Genomic DNA, 18,011 nt, shown 5'->3' on the forward strand with positions numbered 1-18,011 from the left:
GGGGGCGAAGCCACCATCGCGTGAGTGACGCCGAAGGCGCCCTTGGCGGGGAGCCCCGGCTGGACACGGGGAGGCGGGCGCGACTCTGCCACCTCAGTTCACGAAATCGCGACCAGAACCAAATTCGAACAACCCCATCAACCCGAACCGGGCAGGCGGCCGGTCGCGCAGTCGTCGTCCGTGGAGTCTTCGATCGAGGTCAGCTCGTAGGCCGCGCACTCTTCGGCGGAGATCCGCTCGTACGGCGCCGGGAGTCGGGTGCCGTCGACCATGATCGTGGTGCCCTTCAGGGTACCGGCGCGCCGCCGGCTCGGTCAGCGCTCCTCGGTGGCCCGCTCGGTATGGAGACCTCGTGGGCGGGCGCCCAGTCGAGCAGACTGGACCAATGGCTTGGGTTCGGGCGACCGTCAGCAGCAGAACCCGCGGGTCGTGGCCCGGGGCTCGACGTCCGTGTAAGGCTTGAACCACTCATCCCACAGGTCTTCTTCGGCCACGTCTGCTTCTTCCAGGAAGTCGTGCGCCCTGTCGCTGACGTCGAGCAGCCCGCTCTCATTAGCGAGGAACTCCCAGTCATAGTCGAACCGAGAGGTCGGAAGGGTCTGATAGACCTCGTCCGCGTGGACGGACTCGATGCTGAACCCGCCGATGCCATCCACGGCGTAGCCGAATAGCACGCTCTCGGCCAGACAGCGCGGCTCCGGGATACCGCCGGCAAGTAGATCGGCCGCGAGGTCGTCGTACGCGCGAGCGCAGTGAAGAAGAAACCAGTCCGACTGAGTCCCCGCGCTGACCGGAACGCTGTGCCCCCAGAAGTCGGGGTCATAAGCGGCACGGTACGTCTTGTCCGCAAGGTCCCTCAGCTGCCGATGGAGAACGAATGCGGTCCTGGGCGTTACCCCAACGCCGCCGCAGTCCCCACAGCCGCGGCCCCGGGGGGACGAGCCGCAGACGGCGCACTTCGCGCAGTCTTCGGCAGCATTGCAGCCGCAGCTTAGGCAGCTCCCGCAGTCGGATGCGTTGAAAAGCGAGAACACGGCCGCGTTGAGCTGTCCCAGGTTCTCCGTGACGGCCCGCGCGGCCCTGCGCGCAGCCCGGGCTCGTGGAGCGTCACGATGCGTGTCCTCGATCTCATTCGCGATGTCAGTGATCGCCTTCCTGAGGGGGCCTGGCAGGGAAGCTGAGCACCCGTGAACCTTCGCGAGGGCGCCTGCTCCTCCCTGGAGAACCGCGTTGAGGGTGGCGGCGAGCAGCTGGGATTCGTCGTGATCTTCGAACGTGCCGATCTTCGAGAGTTCCGGTCCGCGGGGCGTCCCCTGCATGCTGAAGAGGATGGCACCGTTGCCCTTGGGCTGGGTCAGGAAGAAGAGATGCGACGGTGCGGAATGTGCCGGCATGGCTGAGCCTCCGTGTGGTGCGCGGGCAACGAGTGTGGGCACGGTAGGGAACACCGCCGCAGACTCGTGCCTGCTACGTGAAGGATGAGGTGAGAGACAAGCCGGTGATCCGGGTGCGTCCGCAGACTCCTTGGCTAAAGCGCAGCTGGTGATCTGGCTACGAGCGAGATCCCGTTGCTGGCACGCGGAAGCCTGCCACAGAAGGTGCCGCGGATGCCAGTGAGTTCGCGAAATCCTGAGTCGGGGCGACCGTTGCCCGGTCCCTCAACTCCTACCTGATGTCCAGGTTCCAGGGGCCGCTCCGGCCGTTCGGCCTCGTATTGCAGACCGTGTGTTAACAGCGCCAATATTAGGTGCCAGTCTCTCGGCGGCGCAGTTCGATGCTGGTGCCGCCGCAGCGGCCGCACTCGAACGGGCCTGGGCCAGGCCCGTGCCGTCGCGGATGAAGACGGTCGCCGCGTCCGACCCCCTCGCGCAGCAGCGGCAGGATGCTGCGCACCCGATTCAAGACCCACGCCCACAGCCAGCCCGAGCTGCGGGCCGCGCGGATCTCGTCTTCGCACGTGCTGTAGAAGGCCAGTACGTCGTCGATGCTCGTCACCTTGACGTGCCGGGCCAGGGCGTCGGTGAGCGCGTTCCCGGACACGCCGAGCGTTCGTTCTCGTGCGGCGGAGTGATCAGGCGGCTCGCTCACAGCCGCCGTACTCCGGGAGTACCTACCGACGAGGCGAGGTGGGCGAAGTACCTGTCGTCCAGTGCGGCTCGGATTCGCTCCCAGATGTCGATGACGTAGCGCCGGGTGCGGACACCAGTGGCCGTTGGTGATCAGTGCCCTGGCCGGCCACGAGCCGCTGCGGCGACCGTTCAGGTGCGGGCTGGCCAGCTCGTGCAGCCCGTCGGTGTCGACGATGACGATCTCGGGGGCGTCAAGAGGTCTCGGTGCCGCGGTCTGTTGGCTGCCCTGCAGGTCTTCAACCTGATCAGAACGGTACCCAGCACCCTCTCGCTATAGGGGCGTCCGTGTGCCTGTAACTCTCTCGGGTGCCTGACTTGCGATCGCACCTGTTTATCCGCCCGCACCGGGGTGCGTTCTCCACCCAGCGCGACCGGGACGCGTGAGTGCGGGAGCGGTACGGCCGGATCGACTGGCTGGCCACCGGCAGCTGAACTGGCCATCTCGGCCTGTGGCCAGGCCACGGCTGCATCGCTGTCGCGTGTGACGTCCATGTGGGCGTCGATTCGTACTCCCGTAACTACTACGAACGCCGCTCGGGAACCCGCGCGAGACAGTCTCATGCGTCTCGATCGCTACTTTGCCCGAGAGGTCGGCCACTTGGTCAGGCTCACACGGCCATGATGGCTACTAGAGGCGCAGTCGTAGGCTATGAAGCATGAAGATCAGGGTCCGAGACGCTCATCCAGCCGACGTCGAATGGATGAGCAACAACGCCGAGGGCTGGACGGTCACCGTCGAGAAGCAGGAACGGGCCGCCTCCCTGGCGGAGGCGCTGCACGCCCTGATCGCAGAGGATTCCGACCAAGGCGTGCGTATGGGATGGCTTCACTCTAGTCTGCAGTGCGCGGCAGGCGGCGAGCCCGGCTACGTCAGGCTCTATGAGCTCCACGTTTCTCCCGAGTTCCGACAAAGGGGAGTGGCGCGAGCTTTGGTCGATGAGTTGTTTGCTCGGGTGCCCGATCAAGAGATCATCTTGTCTGCGTGGGACCGGGAGCTGTACGGAGTGTGGCTTAAGCTCGGATTTACATACGTCCCTGAACCCGACGAAATGTCAGGGGATTGCAGTTACCCCGGTGACATGGTGCGCCCACCGGTAGAAGCTTCGTCCTGAAGGATCAGGCATCGTCTGTCGGCATAGTCGTCCAGAACCGCTTCGTCAGGAGCCGGCCGTGTCCGCCATGAGCAACAGCGGCAGCCCTCAGTCTCCGACAGCCGGAAGCGATCAAGCCCTTTTTTCTTCGGCCTGCGCCTTGCGTACGCCTCCTCGTAAGAGGAATGCCGCAGGTGCACCGGCATCACGTCCGACCAGTGCACGTTGGCCCTCTAGTACCATATGAGCCAACGCGCCTGTATGCCCCCTTGAATGCGCCCCTTGTACCCGTTCTACCGTCACGCCTTTGTCGTGTAGATCCGGCATGTCGTAGGGGGGAGCACACAGTGACGGACACGTCAGTCGTACTCGAGAACCTGGTGAAGCCCTGGCACGTGCAGGTCGCCTCGACCACCGCTCTGGCCGGGGCCGTAGCGGACGCTGCGGCCAAGGACGACAAGGAGCGGCTGGAGGACGGACGGGAACCGGTTCGGCGCAAACCGGAGTTGTGGAGAGTGCCCGCGGTGGAGGTAGGGCAGTCGGTCACCGTGACGCCGTGGGACGTTCTGCATGCCCTCGGACGGGCCACCGTACTCTCCCGTCAGGGCGCCGGACGCGGGTTGGCCGAGCACTGGGGGTGTCTGAAGTACTGCCAGGCGTTGGAGGGCAGCGCCGGGAAGTACATGAAGCTGTCCGAGGAGGGGCTGAACCCTCGACGGCACTAACCGTTCAGTCCGGTGAGCTGGGCATTGGATTCGCGCTCACCGTCGCCGAACGCATCGTCCGGAAACGGTATCCGGGACACAGCGTTTCCGCCGTGGACGCTGACATCGCGCTACAGGCCGGCTGGGCTCTGGTGGGCAAGGATGTACGGCGCCGGGACTGGGTACGGCAGCGGCCCGACTTCTTCCTGGAGGCGTGGAAGCCGGGCGAGCCGTCGAAGGTCGTTCCCCTTGCCTGTAAAGGGATGCATGGGAAGACTCCCTACGTGTACACCCAACTGGCCAGCGCCTCGGCGCAGGTGGAAGCGGTGCACGTGGGCCTGTGGAACGAAACGCCGGTGCTGGTGACGTCGACCGAGTTGCTCGGGCAGGGCGGCATCACCGTTCACATCTTGCAGGCCCACGGCGACGGGGCGTTGGTCTTCGCGCCCGACGATCCGGCGGCGGACGCCGACCAAGCACTCGACGATCTGAACATCTACCCGGACGTCCGCGTCCCGGACCCTGACGGCGGGGAAGAGCAGCGGGTCAGCGGATTCCAGGTGCAGCCGGAGCAGTACGCCTGGTTCCGGCGGGCTCTCGCGCGTGCGGGAGCTGCCGGGTTGACGGGCTTCGCCGGGGGCGGAGAACTCACCGCGCAGTACCTGACGAAGCGGCAGGGCCGTCGGCATTTCGAAGGCTTCACCCATGCCGGTACCGGCATCGTCCAGGACGTGGAATTCGAGATCGGCGGGGTGAACTTCGTCGGCACCGACCATGTGTTCCGGCTGAACGGCACCCGGGTCGAGGCGTTCTCCGGACTCGCCGAGGACCTCTTCCACCACCTGCGGGACGGGCGGGTGGAGCAGTACCGGCGAGAGGCGCACGCCCTGCGCTCGTCCTGGCGTTCGGCGCGGTTCGAGGACGACTGGGACGGACCGGTGTCCTTGCGTGAGGACGGCTCGATCATGGCGATGAGCCTTCTGCCGGAGATGCCCAGGAAGCGCCGGGCCAGGAATCGGAGCTGACCGGAGGACGACGACCAGAGGGGCCAGAGCGAGGATGGCCGAATGCCGTCACCCTCGCTCTTCCATGACTGTCTCCGCACGCGTTCCTCATGCCAGAGTCACGTGCGCAGAGCAGGAAAGCGATGAAACGGCAGCAAGGAGGGCCCATGCAGGGCGGGGGATTCCAGTGGCGAATCGTTGTGCCCACCGGCGGCGACACGCTTCGGCAAGAGCGCCTCACCCGGGACCTGTACGACACGCTACGGGCGGCAGACGGCCTGGCCGTCGGATTCGCGGACGAAGAAGCGTCCGTTGAGCCTGGACACAAGGGTGCGGGCGTGGGGGAGGTGGCGCTGTGGGCGGCCACGGCAACCGCTGTCGCCCGTCCGGCCTCTCAAGTGCTGATCACCCTGATCAAAGAGTGGTGTGCCAAGGAAAGGCACCGCAAGGTCGAGGTGTCCTACGGGGATAAATCGGTCAAGATCACAGGTCGTCCGGACGCGGTGCAGGAACGGATGGTCCACGAGTTCCTGGGCCGGGTCACCGGGGGCGAGGGTCCGGGCCCGGAGGACAGCGCAGCGTGACCCGTCTGCACAAACGCCGCGCCCTGCTGATCGGCACTGAGCACTATGACGACGGTCGCTTCGCGCCACTGCCGTCCACACAGGCGGATGTCTGGGGACTCGGCCAGGTTCTGCGGCATCGAAATATCGGCAACTTCGTCTCCATCCAGACGAAGACCGACCTCACCGCCGACGACATGCGACTGGCCATCGGCGAGTTTCTGACGGCGTGCGACGAGGACGAACTGGCACTGCTGTACATCTCGGGGCACGGTGTAAGACGGGTCAGGGACGGCGGTGAGTTCCACGTCGTCGCCCGGGACACCGACTTCGACCGGGTGGCCGAGACCGGTGTAAACGCCGGTTTCGTCAATGAGCTGCTGGAACAGTGCGTCGCGCCGCAGAAGGTCGTGATGATCGACTGCTGTCGCAGCGGTGGCTTCGCCGTCGGCCTGCGCACCTCCGACCAGCAGCCGGACGGCGCCGTGGCCAAGTCCGGCGAGTCGGCCCTACTGACCAGTAGAGGCGTCTACGTCCTGTCATCCTCGCGCGCCGGCGAGAACTCGTACGCCGATGCCGGTGAAGGCGCCGACGTGAAGCCTTCCGCGTTCACCGCCGAGGTGATCGAAGCCCTCCGAACGGGCAAGGTCAGCAAGGACGGCAGCAGTGAAGTGTCGGTGGACGACCTGTTCGCCTACGTCAACCGGCGTATGCGGGCACGAGGAGGCCGACAGGTACCGGTGCATTCGGCGCACGGTGTCGACGACCGCATCGTGATCGCCGCCTCTCCGCTCGGCCGTGCCCCGATTCTCGAACCGCTGAGTCACCGACCACGTCAGGCCGCGGATCAGCCGCAAGCCGGCCCGGCGAAGTCTGCGGTAACTCAGCCGACCTGGTCCGACCTTCTGGACTACTACCGCGAGTGCACCCTGGCCAGCGACACCGAGACGCCACTGATGGAGGTGGGGCATCACAACACGTCGTACGCCTGCCTGATCGGGGCGGAACGCTTCCTGTCGGGCGATGTCGATGCCGACGGCTGCGTCGCCCTCCCCGAGGAGGCAGCCGCCCTTATCGAATCGGCGACCGAGCAGGACGCCGAGCTCTGGGCGGGCTACCCCGCCGTGGTCCTGACAGGGCCGCGTACCGGACGCTCCTGGAGGCATCCGAAGTTCGCGCCCTTGCTGATACGGCGCGTCGAGATCGTCCAAGGGGAGGGCGAGGTGCGGTTGAAACCCTACGGCCCGGTTCAGCCACATCCACGACTCGCTGTCGACTGGCTCGGCGAGGAAGAAGCCTCACAGCTCGCGGACACCTTCCAGCCCTCCTGGCACCGGGGCCAGCACGACCGTATGGCAGTGGAGGCACGCAATCTCCTTGCCGAGGACTTCGAGTTGCCCTGCGTGCAGGAACTCCGCCCCGACCAGCTCGCGGACCGGATCGATGTCCACACCCCCGGCCACGGTGCCCGTAACGCCGCGGTCCTCTTCACGGCCCTTCCTAAAACCGGCTTCACTAAGCGGCTGCTCGACGATTTCACGGACATCGGAAAGCAGACAGACCAGATCCAGATGACTGCCCTCGGTGCCCTCGCGCCCGACGCCGCCCAGCGCGCACGTGCGGTGGCCCTGGCAGATACGGAACCGGCGCGCCTCGTGGCCCCTCTGCCCTGTAACGAAGCCCAGGCCGAAGTCATCCGTTCCGCCATGACCCGCCGCCTGACCGTGGCCACGGGTCCTCCCGGCACCGGCAAGAGCCAGCTGGTGGCCAATCTAGTCGCCACCGCCATCGCCGACGGGCAGACCGTCCTGGTGGCGTCCACGAACAACGAGGCCGTGGACGAGGTCTGGCGTCGGTGCGACAGGCTGGTCCCCGGCAGCGTCGTACGCACCGGCTCGGCCCGGAAGAACGCGACGAGCAACGCGGAGCACGAGATCGCCGCGCTGCACGAGTTGCGGACCGTGGCCGAGCCCTCCCCCAACGTGGCCACCGCCGAGGTGGAAGTTGACGTGTCGGCCGACCAGCTCGCCCGTGACCGGCACGCTCTCGCGCATATCGCGACCACGGAACGGCAGCTGAGCCAGGCCGGTGAAGCCCGCGAGAAGCACGCCAGGCAGCTCGGTGTCGTCGTAACCGAACTGCACCAGGTGCTCAATGGGCCGACGCAGCCGAAAGAGGTGGAGGAGAAGGCGCGCCGCCTCGCCCGCGCGCGGTTCCTCGGGAACTGGCGCCGCACCCGCTTCCTGCGTATGAACGGCCTCGATGCGTACGGCGGTGATCGCGTCGCAGGGTGCCTCGCGCTCGCCGGCTTCGCCGCCGCCGAGGCCGACTGGCGTGACCTGCACGCTCGTGTGGCCTCCATCGACGACAGGGAGTTGTCCGAAGCCCTGCACGGTGCCGAGGCGGCTGTCCATGCCGCGTCGCGCACCCTTCTCGCCAGCACTGTTCAGGCCCATGCACGGGCCGGGCGTCGCCGCATCCTCGACCTGCTGCGCGCACGGGACAGCGACCGCAGCGACTGGCCCGACATACGGGAAGTCCTCGGCCGGGCCCACGGGCAGAAGGCCCAGCCCGCGGTGGCCGGCTGGGCGGTGACCAGCCTTTCCGCCCGGCGTTTCCCACCCGGTCCGGCTCTGTTCGACCTCGTCGTCATCGATGAGGCCAGCCAGTGCGCCATCCCGCACGTCCTGCCGCTGCTGTTCCGCGCGCGGCGGGCTCTGGTGATCGGCGACGCCATGCAATTGGCACACATCGCGAAGATCAGCCCGGAACGCGAGGCGCTCGTCCGCCGGAAGCTCGGACTGCGATCGGAATGGCTGGAGAAGCACCGCCTTGCCTACCGGCGCCACTCCGCCTTCCACGCCGCCGAAAAGTCCGCCGGCGGCACCCTGCTGCTCGACGAACACTTCCGCTGCCACCCGCGCATCGCCGCGATCTCCAACGACTTCTTCTACGACGGTGACCTGACCGTTCTCACGGACACTCGCGGACGCCCTGCCCTGCCACGTCCGGCCGTCATCTGGACCCACGTGCCCGGACGGGCCGCCCGCCCCCCGTACGGCGGCTCATGGGTCAACGAGGTCGAGATGGACAAAGTGGATGCGAGCGTCCGGTATCTCCTGGAGCAACTGCCCCCAGGAGCCACCATCGGCGTCGTGACCCCCTTCACAGCGCAGGCCGAAGCACTGCGCCGTCGGCTGAGCCGATATGACGAGGAGCGTCTGCGCGTCGGTACAGTGCACACTTTTCAAGGCGGCGAACGCGACGTCATGGTGTTCTCACTCGTCGCCGGAGAGGGCATGCACCCCGGCGCCGTCGAATGGGTAGCCGGCCAGCTGAACCTCTGGAACGTCGCCATCACCAGAGCACGCAGTCACCTCATCGTGGTGGGGGACAAAGACCGCTGGCGGAAGCGGGGCGGTGTGGCCGGCGCGCTGCTCGACGCAGCGGAAAACGACGGCTCCGGGCCACACGACCAGGCCGGCGACCCCCTGTCCAAGCGCCTCTATCAGGTCCTCTCCCGGCTCCCCGGGGCCACCGTCACCTTGGGTGAGAGCCTCCACGGGCATCCGGCCGATGCGCTGGTGCGCGGCACCGATGGCACAGCGACCCGGGCCGTGCTGCTCGATCGAGGGCCAGATGAAGGCGCCGACGCGGCACGTCATCTGCGGCTGACGCTGCACCGACGGAACCTGCTGAGCGGCAGCGGCGAGAAAGAAGAAGCCATCCGCTGGCCGGCGTGGCGGCTGTACGACACGAATGGGAGCTGATCAGGCAGCGGCCCTGCCTCCTGCCCCTATACAGGGGGTTACTCGCTGTACGCCTGCTTCCAGCGTGTCCGGTGCCGGGCGTCCCCCTGACCGGCACCGTTGATCTCGGCGAGTGACATCAAGGAGGCCCCTCCGTTCCACACCCCCAGGTGGTCACGGTGTACGGCGAGAATTCCATGCTGCAACGCGAACTTCTCGGACGGCCGACTGAACCGCGTGGTCGTCACGAACACGGCCAGGTCGGCGCCGAAATGCACCCGGGCCCCCAGCAGGTCCCGCAGTTCACGGCTCGCGATCGTGTTGGTCGGTGCGTACCGCTTGCACTGGATCACCATGCTCCGGCCGTCCGGCAGACGGCCGACGACATCAGCTCCGTTGTCGTTCGCGCCGCCCACCCGGCGTACCTCGACGCACCCGTCTCGTCGGCAGAGGTTCGCGACCAGTTCCTCGAACTCCGTACCGGTCATCGCGTCCACCTCGGTCAGCGCCCGCCGACCGGCATCGATCACGTCGGATTGTCGCCAGACGTGGTCTCGCTTGCGCACTAGCCGGTCAGTGCGCCACAGCCACCAAGCGACCGTTCCCAGGCCGCCCAACAGCAGTACCCCCGTGACGTAGGGCCAGACCACCGACCAGAACATCACCAGGAGAGTTATGGCGATGGCCCCACACACCGACGCCCGCTTCAGCCAGACCACCCTCCGCTTTCGCGCAGCCGCACCTCGTCCACGCCGAACTGCCATACCTGCCTCCTGCCCCCAGCCACCTCGATACCGAAGTCTGACCAACGAAGGCCGGCCCGCGTAGAGCGCGGAGTCGGCCATTGGCCGGATCGGGCGGCGAACCGGGCCGATACTGGGGCGATACCCGGCATCTACAGAAGTGCTGCCGCCCGTCGCGAGGTCGGCATGTGTTGCGCTGAGCGACTCACACGGTGGCCGGTGCCGCACCGGACCATGGCACTGGCCACCCGCGCCGACCGGACCCATGTGATGGCGGCCGGTGAGGATGCCCGCCAGCATCGACGTACCCCCTGCTCGACACCGGTAGTCACCAGCCCGGACAGTGCAGTCACCTTGCTGATCACCATGGGAGACAACCCCGAGCGGCTGAACACCAAGGCGTCCTTCGCCGCGCTTTGCGGAGTCAGCCCCATCGAGTACTCCTTCGGTCGGCGACGCACGCGCAGGCTCAACTACGGCGGCGACCGCCAGGCGAACGCGGCCCTGCACCGCATCGTCTTCACCCGGCTGCGCCACGGCCCCCGCATCCAGGCGTACTACGAACGCCGCCCGCAGGAGGGCAAGACCCGACGTGAGAGCATTCGATGCCTCAGGTGATACGCAGCCCGCGACGTGGTCAACCTGGTCAGGCCGGTTTCCCGGACCCTCGCGGTTTGCAGGCGTCAGTGAGACGGCGAGGCCCCGCAGAGTGTTTGGCGGGGCCTCGCCGACACTGGCTCAGGGCGCCGATGGCATCAGTTGCAAGCATCGTTGTACTCCGGTTCTCCGCTTTCGAGTACACGGAGCAGGGACGCTGTGACGACGCGCGAGCTTCGTCCGATGCGAAGCACGCGGCACGGAAACCGCCCCCTGCGGATCAGGTCGTACCCCTTCGCTCGCGAGAACCCAAGTGCCCTTGCAGCGTCCTCCACGCTCCCCGTTCCGTTCCATGTGGCTCGAATGCGCGCGGGACTATATTGGGCGCTCACAGGCTCGCTCTCTCCTATGTGCATCGATTTCCTTCGCTTTGGCGGGTGGTGCTTTGCGCCGGGTATGAAGTGCGCAGACTCAGGTGAGCGCGGTAGCCACCAATTGTCCGCGGCGCTGCCGGTTTGGCTAACCGGCGGTTCGCTGCTATCTTCCCGCGGCCTGGGCCCAACGGCCGTTAGTCCAGGCCGCCCCGCGCTTTAGCTGAGCATCGCCCCCCTGCTGCTGGTGGAGAAGGCGATGTGGAGGGATCGTCGTATCGTGGCGGCACTGAAGTGTCGTCCGCAGCCGTCGGTTTCGAGTCTGCTTCAGGCCCGCAGTTATCAGACTCGTGCGGGAATGCAGACCGCCCACGCGTGCAGCGTGCGCGGGCGTGTGGTCTCTCGGGGGGCGCGACATCGGGCGCGACCATGGGGGCGTGAGCGCTGCCGCGCATCAATGTATCTGTCACGGGGAGGGCTTGTGTGTACGGCAGGTGGGTGCTCGGGAAGGATGGAGGCGCACCGCCGCAGCGTCGGAGCTGACTCCTTTCTGGACCGAAGTGCCCTGACCATCCTGCGTCGTTCACGGGGCCAGGCGGTGCGCTCGGACGCGGGTTCGGGCAAGCGTGTCCAGAGCACTGTCTTGCGCGGCGAACGTGCACTGTCTCACTGGTGACCGCTTGTCCGGGCCGGCGGCACTGCGAACATGGTGAACCCATCACCGGGGGTAGAGGAACGATCATTTCATCAAAACCTGCCTGCTCCATGGAACCTCCCCGGGACGCCACGGAGGCGGTACTCGGGGTGGATACACATCGCGATTTTCACGTTGCGGCCGTGCTATCCATGACCGGAAGAACTCTGGGCATCGAGCGTTTCCCGGCCGCTGCGAGTGGTTATCAACAACTACGCGCCTGGGCCGCTCAGTTGGGTGACATCCGTCGCGCCGGAGTGGAGTCGTCCGGTAACTACGGTGCGGCCCTGTCGCGCTATCTCCTGTCGCAGGGCATCGAGGTCCTTGAGGCTCCAGGCCCTGGGCGTGAGGCCCGTCGCCGACGGAGCAAGTCGGACCGAGGCGACGCGGAAGCCGCTGCGCGTGCGGTTCTCAGCGGTCGTGCGCACTCGCCGGTGAAGTCAGGCAGCGGTCCGGCCGAAATCGCGCGTTTGTACCTCGTGGCCAAAGTCTCCGCAGCGAAGGCGCAAAGACAGGCTGCGAACCAGCTCAAGGCGATCCTGGTCACCGCCGACCCGACCTTGCGGGAAGAGCTGGCCACGCTGTCCCGCCGTGCGCTTGTCTGCGCTTGCTTGGAGCTGAGCGAGGGCGACGACAGTACGGATCCTGTGGTCCGGGCGACACGGTTCACGTTACGTGTGCTGGCCGAGCGCATCGAGCAGCTACGGGCGCAGGCCCGAGTGTTGGAAGGTCGACTGTCGGACCTGGTCCGGTGTCATCACCCCCGGCTCATCGACGCTGTGGGCATCGGACCGCATAGCGCAGCGGTGTTGCTGACCGCCATGGGCGACAACAGCGACCGCCTGCGCGGTGAGGCGTCGTTTGCCGCGTTGTGCGGAGCGAGCCCGGTGGAGTACTCGTCCGGGAACAGGCAGCATCGCCGGCTGAATCGCGGTGGGAACCGGCAGGCGAACGCTGCGCTGCACCGCATCGTGTTGAGTCGGCTGCGCTGGGATGCGCGAACTCAGGAGTACTACGAGCGACGCGTGATGGAGGGCAAGACGCGACGGGAGGTCATCCGCTGTCTCAAGCGCTATGTGGCCCGGGAGGTCTAACCGGCTGGTTCAGGAGGACCGCCGCGACTTGAGCCACACACCGGCTTCGCTTCTCGTGGCGCGGCGCTGAACCTTATAAGCGAGGGTGGCAGCGTAAGCCTGGGCGCGTTCCTTGGACTTGAAGTCCACCCCCGGCGCGAATCGAGCGCGGTGTTTCGCTGGCACGTGGGCAACGAGAACTGAACCGCGGTCGCCGCTCCTATGCCTCGCAGCTTGTGAGCTCAACCGTTCACTGGCCTGACCGCCTCTCCCGCCTTGAAGGGAAGAAGCCGGCACGGTCGCCTTCTTGCAGGCCGAATCGGCGGGTGCGGGCTTGGGCGATGACGTCGTGGGGCGGGGCACCGTTCTCGAAGATGATCCCGTGTCCTGGGAAGGTGAGCATGTTCCGGTAGAAGTGATCGACGACGGTTGATGTCATCGGTACGTCGTCACCTGGAGCGTCAGCTTGGGGATCGCTGTGGGAGCCGCGGTAGGTGACGACGGGCGAGTCGAGGACGACAAGGCCGGGTGCGGCCGGTCGAGCTCACGGCAGTAGTGGGCCAGAGCCGTGGTAAATGCGGAGTGCAGCACGGAGCGGACGCCCTTGCCCCGGGAGGCCCGCAGTCGGTTACGTGCCCTGATCTCCATCTGGGTATTGGTCGTACTCCGCGTACTCGACGGGTGGCACCTTGCACGCTTCCAGCGTGTGCTGGAGGACCTGGGCAAAGGTGCCGACCTTGAAGAATCCCAGGAGGCTGCTGGCCTCGGTGACCATGAGGAGACGGTCGATGTCGGAGCGGCACTGCATTTCCAGCAGGGCGAACCGGGATATGAGGTCACCGACCTCGGCCAAGCGCGCTTCTAACCCGGCCAGCTTCTCCGTGACCGACTGAGGTGAGGTTGTTTACCGGGCAGCTGCGAAGGGGCTTTCACCGCAACGGAGGCTTGGGGTCGCGGCTTCACTCGCAAGGGTGATGCTCACACCTGGCGTCCACTCATATTTTCACGCACTTCGGACCTTGTGTCGTCTCTCTGACCGATGTCCATGAGGCGTTGGTCCGTTTCATGACGGGTTCTGACCGGATCGTGATGGCCTCGGCCGCCACGCGCTGGAGTTCCCTGCTCCGTTTTCACTTTTACGGGCGGATGCAGCCCAAAGGGTCCTGGCATTAGCCTCCGGCAGGAGTAAGGCGAAGGGCTCCGAGTCGATTTGCGGTCACCTCGAAGCCCTTCAATCCGTGCATTAAATCAACGCGAGATTAGGAGCACGCAATTGATTCAGCACGTGCGAGGGAAGTTGGCACGCCATCTTCCTTCGCTCTCCGAGGCTAGCATTCCGCTGGCTGTGGTGGTGCAAACCGCTCTTTCGAGTGTCTTCTTCGTGACGCTGCGACTGAGTTCTCTCCTGGTGGCCGGTATCGCCGTCCGGTTCGTGTGGCAGCCTGACGACGTGCCGGCTCACTTGCTGTGGTGGGTGAGCGCCACAGTGCTGGCCGACCGCAGTGCGGTGGCGTACTTGAGGATCCGCAGGAACTGACGCCCCGGCCCGTGAGCCATTTCGGCACCCTTCGCGCCGTCGAGCGGCGCGAAGGGTAGCCCAACCCTCGGCATGCCCAGGCAAGCAAGTGACTTCTCTGTTCCGGTCTGTTGACGGGCGCGGTGGCAGGGGTCGCGCTGTGAGAGCGCTGGTCGGGAGACGAACCGTCAGCGCCGTCGTCGCGGCAACTGTGCGGTGGGCGGGAAAGGTAGGAGACGTGCGAACACCTGTGAGGTCAGGCCAGGTTCGTCGGGCGCCGACACCTGTCCGCACCTGGTCGGAGCTGGATGATGGCTGGATCGCTCGAGCCGGGCCGTCCGGGACCTATGAGGTGTTCTGTAGCGGTTGCTGGCCGGTCTACTGGCGCTACGGCGCCGCCTGCGCCGGATCCGCTGATGTGGGGGTGGCGGTCGCGAGGGCGGTCATGAGGGAATTGGAAGAGCGGTGGCTTGCAGTGCTGAGCAGCCCCTCGGCAGCCGCTGTGGCGTGGGAGCTGCTGGTGGAGCAGACGAGTTCGCGCCGTACCGTGTCCGTTGGCCGGCTGTATCACCTTCTCGAACGCCGGGAGGCGGACGCGTTGCTGCTCCGACACAAACTGGGTTTGTCCATGCTGCAGGGCGGTGAGGTGATGGGGCTCGACGATACGGAGTTCGCCCTGCTGAGCCGACGTGCGCTGCGCAAAATGACCAACCAGATGTGAGCGAATATGCCAGCGGCTGCTGCCTATCGGGAAGTGCGGGCGCGCGCTGGGGCGTGTGAGTGCGCTGGGGCGCCTGATGTGCGTCGGGAATCCTTCCCTAGAAGGTGGACCGCAGTGGCATTCGGCTGTTGAACGCTTCTAACATGGGATTCGTCCGATGGGGCCCCGCGCGTCCCGGGTCGGGGGCGCGGGCAGGAGCGTGGGGAGCGGCTCATCATTGACCTCAGTAGGCCCAGCGTCGCCCGAATGTACGATTTCCTGATCGGTGGTACCGATAATTATCAAGTAGACCGTGATGCGTGTGCCGAGTTGCTGAAGATGGCCCCCAGTACACGGGAGCTGGCGCTCGTCAACCGGGCTTTCCTCGTGCGTGCGGTGCGCTATCTCGCGGCAGAGTGCGGTGTCCGCCGTTTCCTCGACCATGGATCGGGGCTGCCGACCCGGCCGAACGTTCACCAGGTGGCCCAGGAAGTCGATCCCTCCAGCGCAGTCGTCTATGTCGACAACGACCCCGTCGTCCTGGCGCACGGACGGATGATGCTGGCTGAGGATCCCAGCACGACAGCCGTACTCCAGGCTGACATGAGGAACACGGACAGCATCTTCGCCAGCGCCGAGGTCGAGCGGCTGCTTCAAGATGGCCTGTCGGTCGGCGCGCTGTTCGTGTCCGTGCTGCACTGTATCCCGGACGCCGACGATCCCTGGGCCCTGCTCCACAGGGTTGCGCGGCGCCTGCCGTCGGGCAGTTACATGGTCATCTCGCAGCTCGCCTCCGATGACGCCGAACTCCGGGCGCAGATCACCGGCTTCATGGCCGAGATCACCAACAACACCTGGGGGCAGGTGCGGTCCGTCAGCGAAGTCAACCGGTTCTTCGACGGACTGGAACTCGTGGAGGGCATCGAGCCGGTGGAGGTATCCCGCTGGAAACCGGACAGCGACCTCGCCCCCCGGCAGAAGACTGAGGAGTGGATCGAGTACGGCGCCGTTGCGCGGATCCCCTGACTACCGGGGATCGGCCAGCTTGTCGACATAGGTCTGCAGCAGGTCCAGAGTCTTGCTCTTCTCCCCGGTACGCACCCACAGGTCGTCCATACATGCCTGGTAGGGCTCCACCTCACGGGGATCCACCACGTACTCCCCGCCCCGGTTGGTGTTCTCCAGGTAGAGCAGCTGACCCTCATCACTGTCGTAGGGCTTGAACAGCGTCATCGCCGGATGCCGCGCGCCGCCCAGCTCCTGCGCGGCGTTCGGCAGGATCCGGATGTGCACGTTGGGCTTGTTCTCGGCCAAGTTGAACAGATGGCGCAGCTGCTCGCGCATCACGGCCCTGCCGCCCGTCAACTTGGCGATCACGCCTTCCGCGATCAGCGCCTGGAAGGAGGGAGCGTCAGGTTGGTCCAGAAGGTTCTGACGTAGCCGGCGTACTTCCAGACGCCGGTTCATCAGCTGCTCGTTCTTGCGGCGCGTCGTTTCATCGGCCGCGAGACCGTAGTAGTCCTGCATCAGCGCCCGTGTATAAGCGGCGGTCTGCAGCATGCCGGGGATGTTGAACTCGTGGTAGCAGCGAATGCCCTTGGAGATGGCCTCAGTCGCGAAGACGCGCTTGAGGGTGTCGTTGCCCACCACATCGGGGTAGCTCGCCCACCACGTCTCCTGCCGTGACTGCCGCACGAGCAGGACGGTTTCCTCGACGGTCTCCGGTGGAGCCCCGTAGAAAAGGCACAGGGCGACGACAGTATCCTCGTCGAGCTTGCGTGTGGCGTCCCTCTCGTATCGGCACAGGGTGGCTGTGGAATTGACGCCCCGCACCTTGCCGACGACGTCGCTCTGCCGCAGCCCAGCCTGTTTGCGCAGAAGGCGCAGGTAGTTGCCGACCACGCGGGTTGCGGCATTCGGAGTGGTGGGCGGCTCATGACCACCCACCAGAGCCAGAACATTTCCCGGCACGGGCGCCTCTCTGCAGCGAAACGGGCGACGCGTTCCGCGTCGCCCGCCCAGGATCCATATCCGGTCGCTCGGGAGCAAGCCGTGGCCGTGTCGTTTCAGACAGTCAGTCCGTCGAACTCACCCCGGCCCGCACCGTCGAGAAAAGCAGCGAACTCCGCCCGGGTGAATACCAGCGCGGGCCCCTCGGGGAAGCGGGAGTTGCGGAGTGCGACATCGCTTTCATTCACGTGTGCAACCTCGACGCACTCCCCGATCGCGTCACTCGCCGTCGCCTTCACCCATCGAACACCGGAGATCTCATCGACCCTGCCGCCATTGATGACCATGTCCATATTCGCACCTTTCCTTCACGTCTGACCAGCGTCAACGCTGCCGGGGCAGGTCGCGGCACCTTCCCTCCACTGCCCCCTTTTCACCGTCCGTGAAAATTTCACGTGGGGTGAACATATCTCGGCAGCATAGCGATGTTGACCTTCCTTCGGTGTCCCTCGAAGGTGCATACTCTGCCCGCCTGAAAATGCTTATATGACTAACGGTGTGGGGCTGTTGGTGCTCTTGAGGTAGGGGCGGAAAATGGCCGGAGTCGGACGCGTGGCGAAAGGTGGCGTGACGTGGTGATTTCGCGAGCGTCAGCCACGCTGGGAGGACGGCCTGCCGTCCGCAGTTGGAGAGACTTCCGTGTGCTGGGGCACCGGTATCGTGACCGCCGGGGCCGGGGCCGGGGCGGTGCTGCGCGAAAGCGGTACAGCACAGTGTGGTGCAGTCGTGACCGCGGGATACCCTGCCCCTGGGGGCGCCTCGATGTCTTTCGTCAAGCGAGGCATGGGGTTCGGGGTTCGTAGAAGGTGCCGTCGCGGAACATTGCGAACAGCACGTTGATCCGCTGGCGCCAGGCAGAGCAGGGCCTGGGCGTAGGTCTTCCCGCGGACTCGGCATCGTTCGTAGTAGGTGCGGGAGGCGGGATCGTGCAGGGCGCGGCGAACGCGGACAGGAACATCGCCCGTTTCAACTGCCGGTTGCCGTCTCTGGGTGGGTGTTCGCCCCGTGAAGAGGCCACCGGCAACGTTCAGGAGCCGGAAGAAACCGGCAGCGATCACGTGCTGAGC

At 66.1% G+C, this 18,011-nt stretch carries 17 protein-coding genes and 1 pseudogene; 9 read left to right on the forward strand and 9 right to left on the reverse strand.

The genetic code is table 11. The annotated features are described in order from the left end of the window. Positions 1–137 precede the first annotated feature (137 nt). The 3 genes from ACFZDE_RS25845 to ACFZDE_RS25855 all read right to left on the reverse strand — a co-directional run bounded on the left by ACFZDE_RS25845 (position 138) and on the right by ACFZDE_RS25855 (position 2,040). Entirely contained in the window at positions 138–272 is a 135-nt protein-coding gene (locus ACFZDE_RS25845) for a hypothetical protein (RefSeq protein WP_391203537.1), read from the reverse strand. A gap of 135 nt (positions 273–407) precedes the next feature. Further along, positions 408–1,394, reverse strand: coding sequence for a hypothetical protein (locus tag ACFZDE_RS25850; protein WP_391203539.1), 987 nt, complete (start codon positions 1,392–1,394; stop codon positions 408–410). A gap of 349 nt (positions 1,395–1,743) precedes the next feature. Beyond that, positions 1,744–2,040 (reverse strand): hypothetical protein, encoded by a 297-nt coding sequence (locus tag ACFZDE_RS25855; protein WP_391203542.1) that lies wholly within the window; start codon positions 2,038–2,040, stop codon positions 1,744–1,746. 745 nt (positions 2,041–2,785) lie between these two features. On the opposite strand from ACFZDE_RS25855, the gene ACFZDE_RS25860 reads away from it, so the two are divergent. From ACFZDE_RS25860 to ACFZDE_RS25880, 5 genes are all read left to right on the forward strand, one after another. Then, positions 2,786–3,241, forward strand: coding sequence for a GNAT family N-acetyltransferase (locus ACFZDE_RS25860; protein ID WP_391203545.1), 456 nt, complete (start codon positions 2,786–2,788; stop codon positions 3,239–3,241). A gap of 326 nt (positions 3,242–3,567) precedes the next feature. Beyond that, complete coding sequence (locus tag ACFZDE_RS25865) at positions 3,568–3,945, forward strand: hypothetical protein (protein WP_391203548.1); 378 nt, start codon at positions 3,568–3,570, stop codon at positions 3,943–3,945. 92 nt (positions 3,946–4,037) lie between these two features. Continuing rightward, positions 4,038–4,949: a hypothetical protein gene (locus tag ACFZDE_RS25870; RefSeq protein WP_391203551.1), complete on the forward strand. Its 912-nt coding sequence runs from the start codon at positions 4,038–4,040 to the stop codon at positions 4,947–4,949. 146 nt (positions 4,950–5,095) lie between these two features. Continuing rightward, positions 5,096–5,512, forward strand: a complete 417-nt coding sequence (locus ACFZDE_RS25875) for a hypothetical protein (RefSeq protein WP_391203554.1) — start codon at positions 5,096–5,098, stop codon at positions 5,510–5,512. Beyond that, on the forward strand, positions 5,509–9,261 hold the full coding sequence (locus tag ACFZDE_RS25880) for an AAA domain-containing protein (RefSeq protein WP_391203557.1): 3,753 nt from the start codon (positions 5,509–5,511) through the stop codon (positions 9,259–9,261). The genes ACFZDE_RS25875 and ACFZDE_RS25880 overlap by 4 nt, the downstream gene beginning before the upstream one ends. A 38-nt stretch (positions 9,262–9,299) precedes the next feature. On the opposite strand, the gene ACFZDE_RS25885 is transcribed toward ACFZDE_RS25880, so the two are convergent. Continuing rightward, positions 9,300–9,728 (reverse strand): restriction endonuclease, encoded by a 429-nt coding sequence (locus ACFZDE_RS25885; protein WP_391203560.1) that lies wholly within the window; start codon positions 9,726–9,728, stop codon positions 9,300–9,302. 489 nt (positions 9,729–10,217) lie between these two features. On the opposite strand from ACFZDE_RS25885, the gene ACFZDE_RS25890 reads away from it, so the two are divergent. Continuing rightward, the gene (locus ACFZDE_RS25890) at positions 10,218–10,601 is read left to right on the forward strand and encodes a transposase (RefSeq protein WP_391203563.1); all 384 of its coding nucleotides are present in this window, start codon (positions 10,218–10,220) and stop codon (positions 10,599–10,601) included. 137 nt (positions 10,602–10,738) lie between these two features. Here ACFZDE_RS25890 and ACFZDE_RS25895 read toward each other — a convergent pair whose 3' ends face one another. Further along, positions 10,739–10,996: a helix-turn-helix domain-containing protein gene (locus ACFZDE_RS25895; RefSeq protein ID WP_391203566.1), complete on the reverse strand. Its 258-nt coding sequence runs from the start codon at positions 10,994–10,996 to the stop codon at positions 10,739–10,741. Positions 10,997–11,797: 801 nt separating this feature from the next. On the opposite strand from ACFZDE_RS25895, the gene ACFZDE_RS25900 reads away from it, so the two are divergent. Continuing rightward, positions 11,798–12,739, forward strand: coding sequence for a transposase (locus ACFZDE_RS25900; RefSeq protein WP_391203569.1), 942 nt, complete (start codon positions 11,798–11,800; stop codon positions 12,737–12,739). Positions 12,740–13,346: 607 nt separating this feature from the next. On the opposite strand, the gene ACFZDE_RS25905 is transcribed toward ACFZDE_RS25900, so the two are convergent. After that, positions 13,347–13,571 (reverse strand): hypothetical protein, encoded by a 225-nt coding sequence (locus ACFZDE_RS25905; RefSeq protein ID WP_391203572.1) that lies wholly within the window; start codon positions 13,569–13,571, stop codon positions 13,347–13,349. A 1,108-nt stretch (positions 13,572–14,679) separates the two neighbouring features. Between ACFZDE_RS25905 and ACFZDE_RS25910 the strand changes: the two genes are divergently transcribed. Both ACFZDE_RS25910 and ACFZDE_RS25915 read left to right on the forward strand, forming a co-directional pair. After that, entirely contained in the window at positions 14,680–14,955 is a 276-nt protein-coding gene (locus ACFZDE_RS25910) for a hypothetical protein (protein ID WP_391203575.1), read from the forward strand. A 216-nt stretch (positions 14,956–15,171) separates the two neighbouring features. Next, entirely contained in the window at positions 15,172–15,960 is a 789-nt protein-coding gene (locus ACFZDE_RS25915) for an SAM-dependent methyltransferase (RefSeq protein ID WP_391203707.1), read from the forward strand. On the opposite strand, the gene ACFZDE_RS25920 is transcribed toward ACFZDE_RS25915, so the two are convergent. The 3 genes and pseudogenes from ACFZDE_RS25920 to ACFZDE_RS25930 form a co-directional block, all read right to left on the reverse strand. Further along, positions 15,961–16,905 carry a Scr1 family TA system antitoxin-like transcriptional regulator gene (locus ACFZDE_RS25920; RefSeq protein ID WP_391203577.1) on the reverse strand — a complete coding sequence of 315 codons (945 nt, stop codon included), beginning with the start codon at positions 16,903–16,905 and terminating at the stop codon, positions 15,961–15,963. A gap of 95 nt (positions 16,906–17,000) precedes the next feature. Next, positions 17,001–17,237 (reverse strand): DUF397 domain-containing protein, encoded by a 237-nt coding sequence (locus ACFZDE_RS25925; protein ID WP_391203580.1) that lies wholly within the window; start codon positions 17,235–17,237, stop codon positions 17,001–17,003. A 479-nt stretch (positions 17,238–17,716) separates the two neighbouring features. Continuing rightward, a pseudogene (locus ACFZDE_RS25930) lies at positions 17,717–17,956 on the reverse strand (IS110 family transposase); the annotation flags it as partial. Positions 17,957–18,011 lie beyond the last annotated feature (55 nt).

This window comes from Streptomyces sp. NPDC007929, from assembly GCF_042959065.1.
Lineage (GTDB): Bacteria > Actinomycetota > Actinomycetes > Streptomycetales > Streptomycetaceae > Streptomyces.

What these genes read in the sequence shown, in the direction of transcription:
- ACFZDE_RS25900 (WP_391203569.1), top strand. Translation starts at nt 11,798, where the DNA reads ATGACCGGAAGAACTCTGGGCATCGAGCGTTTCCCGGCCGCTGCGAGT.
- ACFZDE_RS25875 (WP_391203554.1), top strand. Translation starts at nt 5,096, where the DNA reads ATGCAGGGCGGGGGATTCCAGTGGCGAATCGTTGTGCCCACCGGCGGC.
- ACFZDE_RS25910 (WP_391203575.1), top strand. Translation starts at nt 14,680, where the DNA reads ATGAGGGAATTGGAAGAGCGGTGGCTTGCAGTGCTGAGCAGCCCCTCG.
- ACFZDE_RS25890 (WP_391203563.1), top strand. Translation starts at nt 10,218, where the DNA reads ATGGCACTGGCCACCCGCGCCGACCGGACCCATGTGATGGCGGCCGGT.
- ACFZDE_RS25925 (WP_391203580.1), bottom strand. Translation starts at nt 17,237, where the DNA reads ATGGACATGGTCATCAATGGCGGCAGGGTCGATGAGATCTCCGGTGTT.
- ACFZDE_RS25850 (WP_391203539.1), bottom strand. Translation starts at nt 1,394, where the DNA reads ATGCCGGCACATTCCGCACCGTCGCATCTCTTCTTCCTGACCCAGCCC.
- ACFZDE_RS25885 (WP_391203560.1), bottom strand. Translation starts at nt 9,728, where the DNA reads ATGACCGGTACGGAGTTCGAGGAACTGGTCGCGAACCTCTGCCGACGA.
- ACFZDE_RS25895 (WP_391203566.1), bottom strand. Translation starts at nt 10,996, where the DNA reads ATGCACATAGGAGAGAGCGAGCCTGTGAGCGCCCAATATAGTCCCGCG.
- ACFZDE_RS25860 (WP_391203545.1), top strand. Translation starts at nt 2,786, where the DNA reads ATGAAGATCAGGGTCCGAGACGCTCATCCAGCCGACGTCGAATGGATG.
- ACFZDE_RS25845 (WP_391203537.1), bottom strand. Translation starts at nt 272, where the DNA reads ATGGTCGACGGCACCCGACTCCCGGCGCCGTACGAGCGGATCTCCGCC.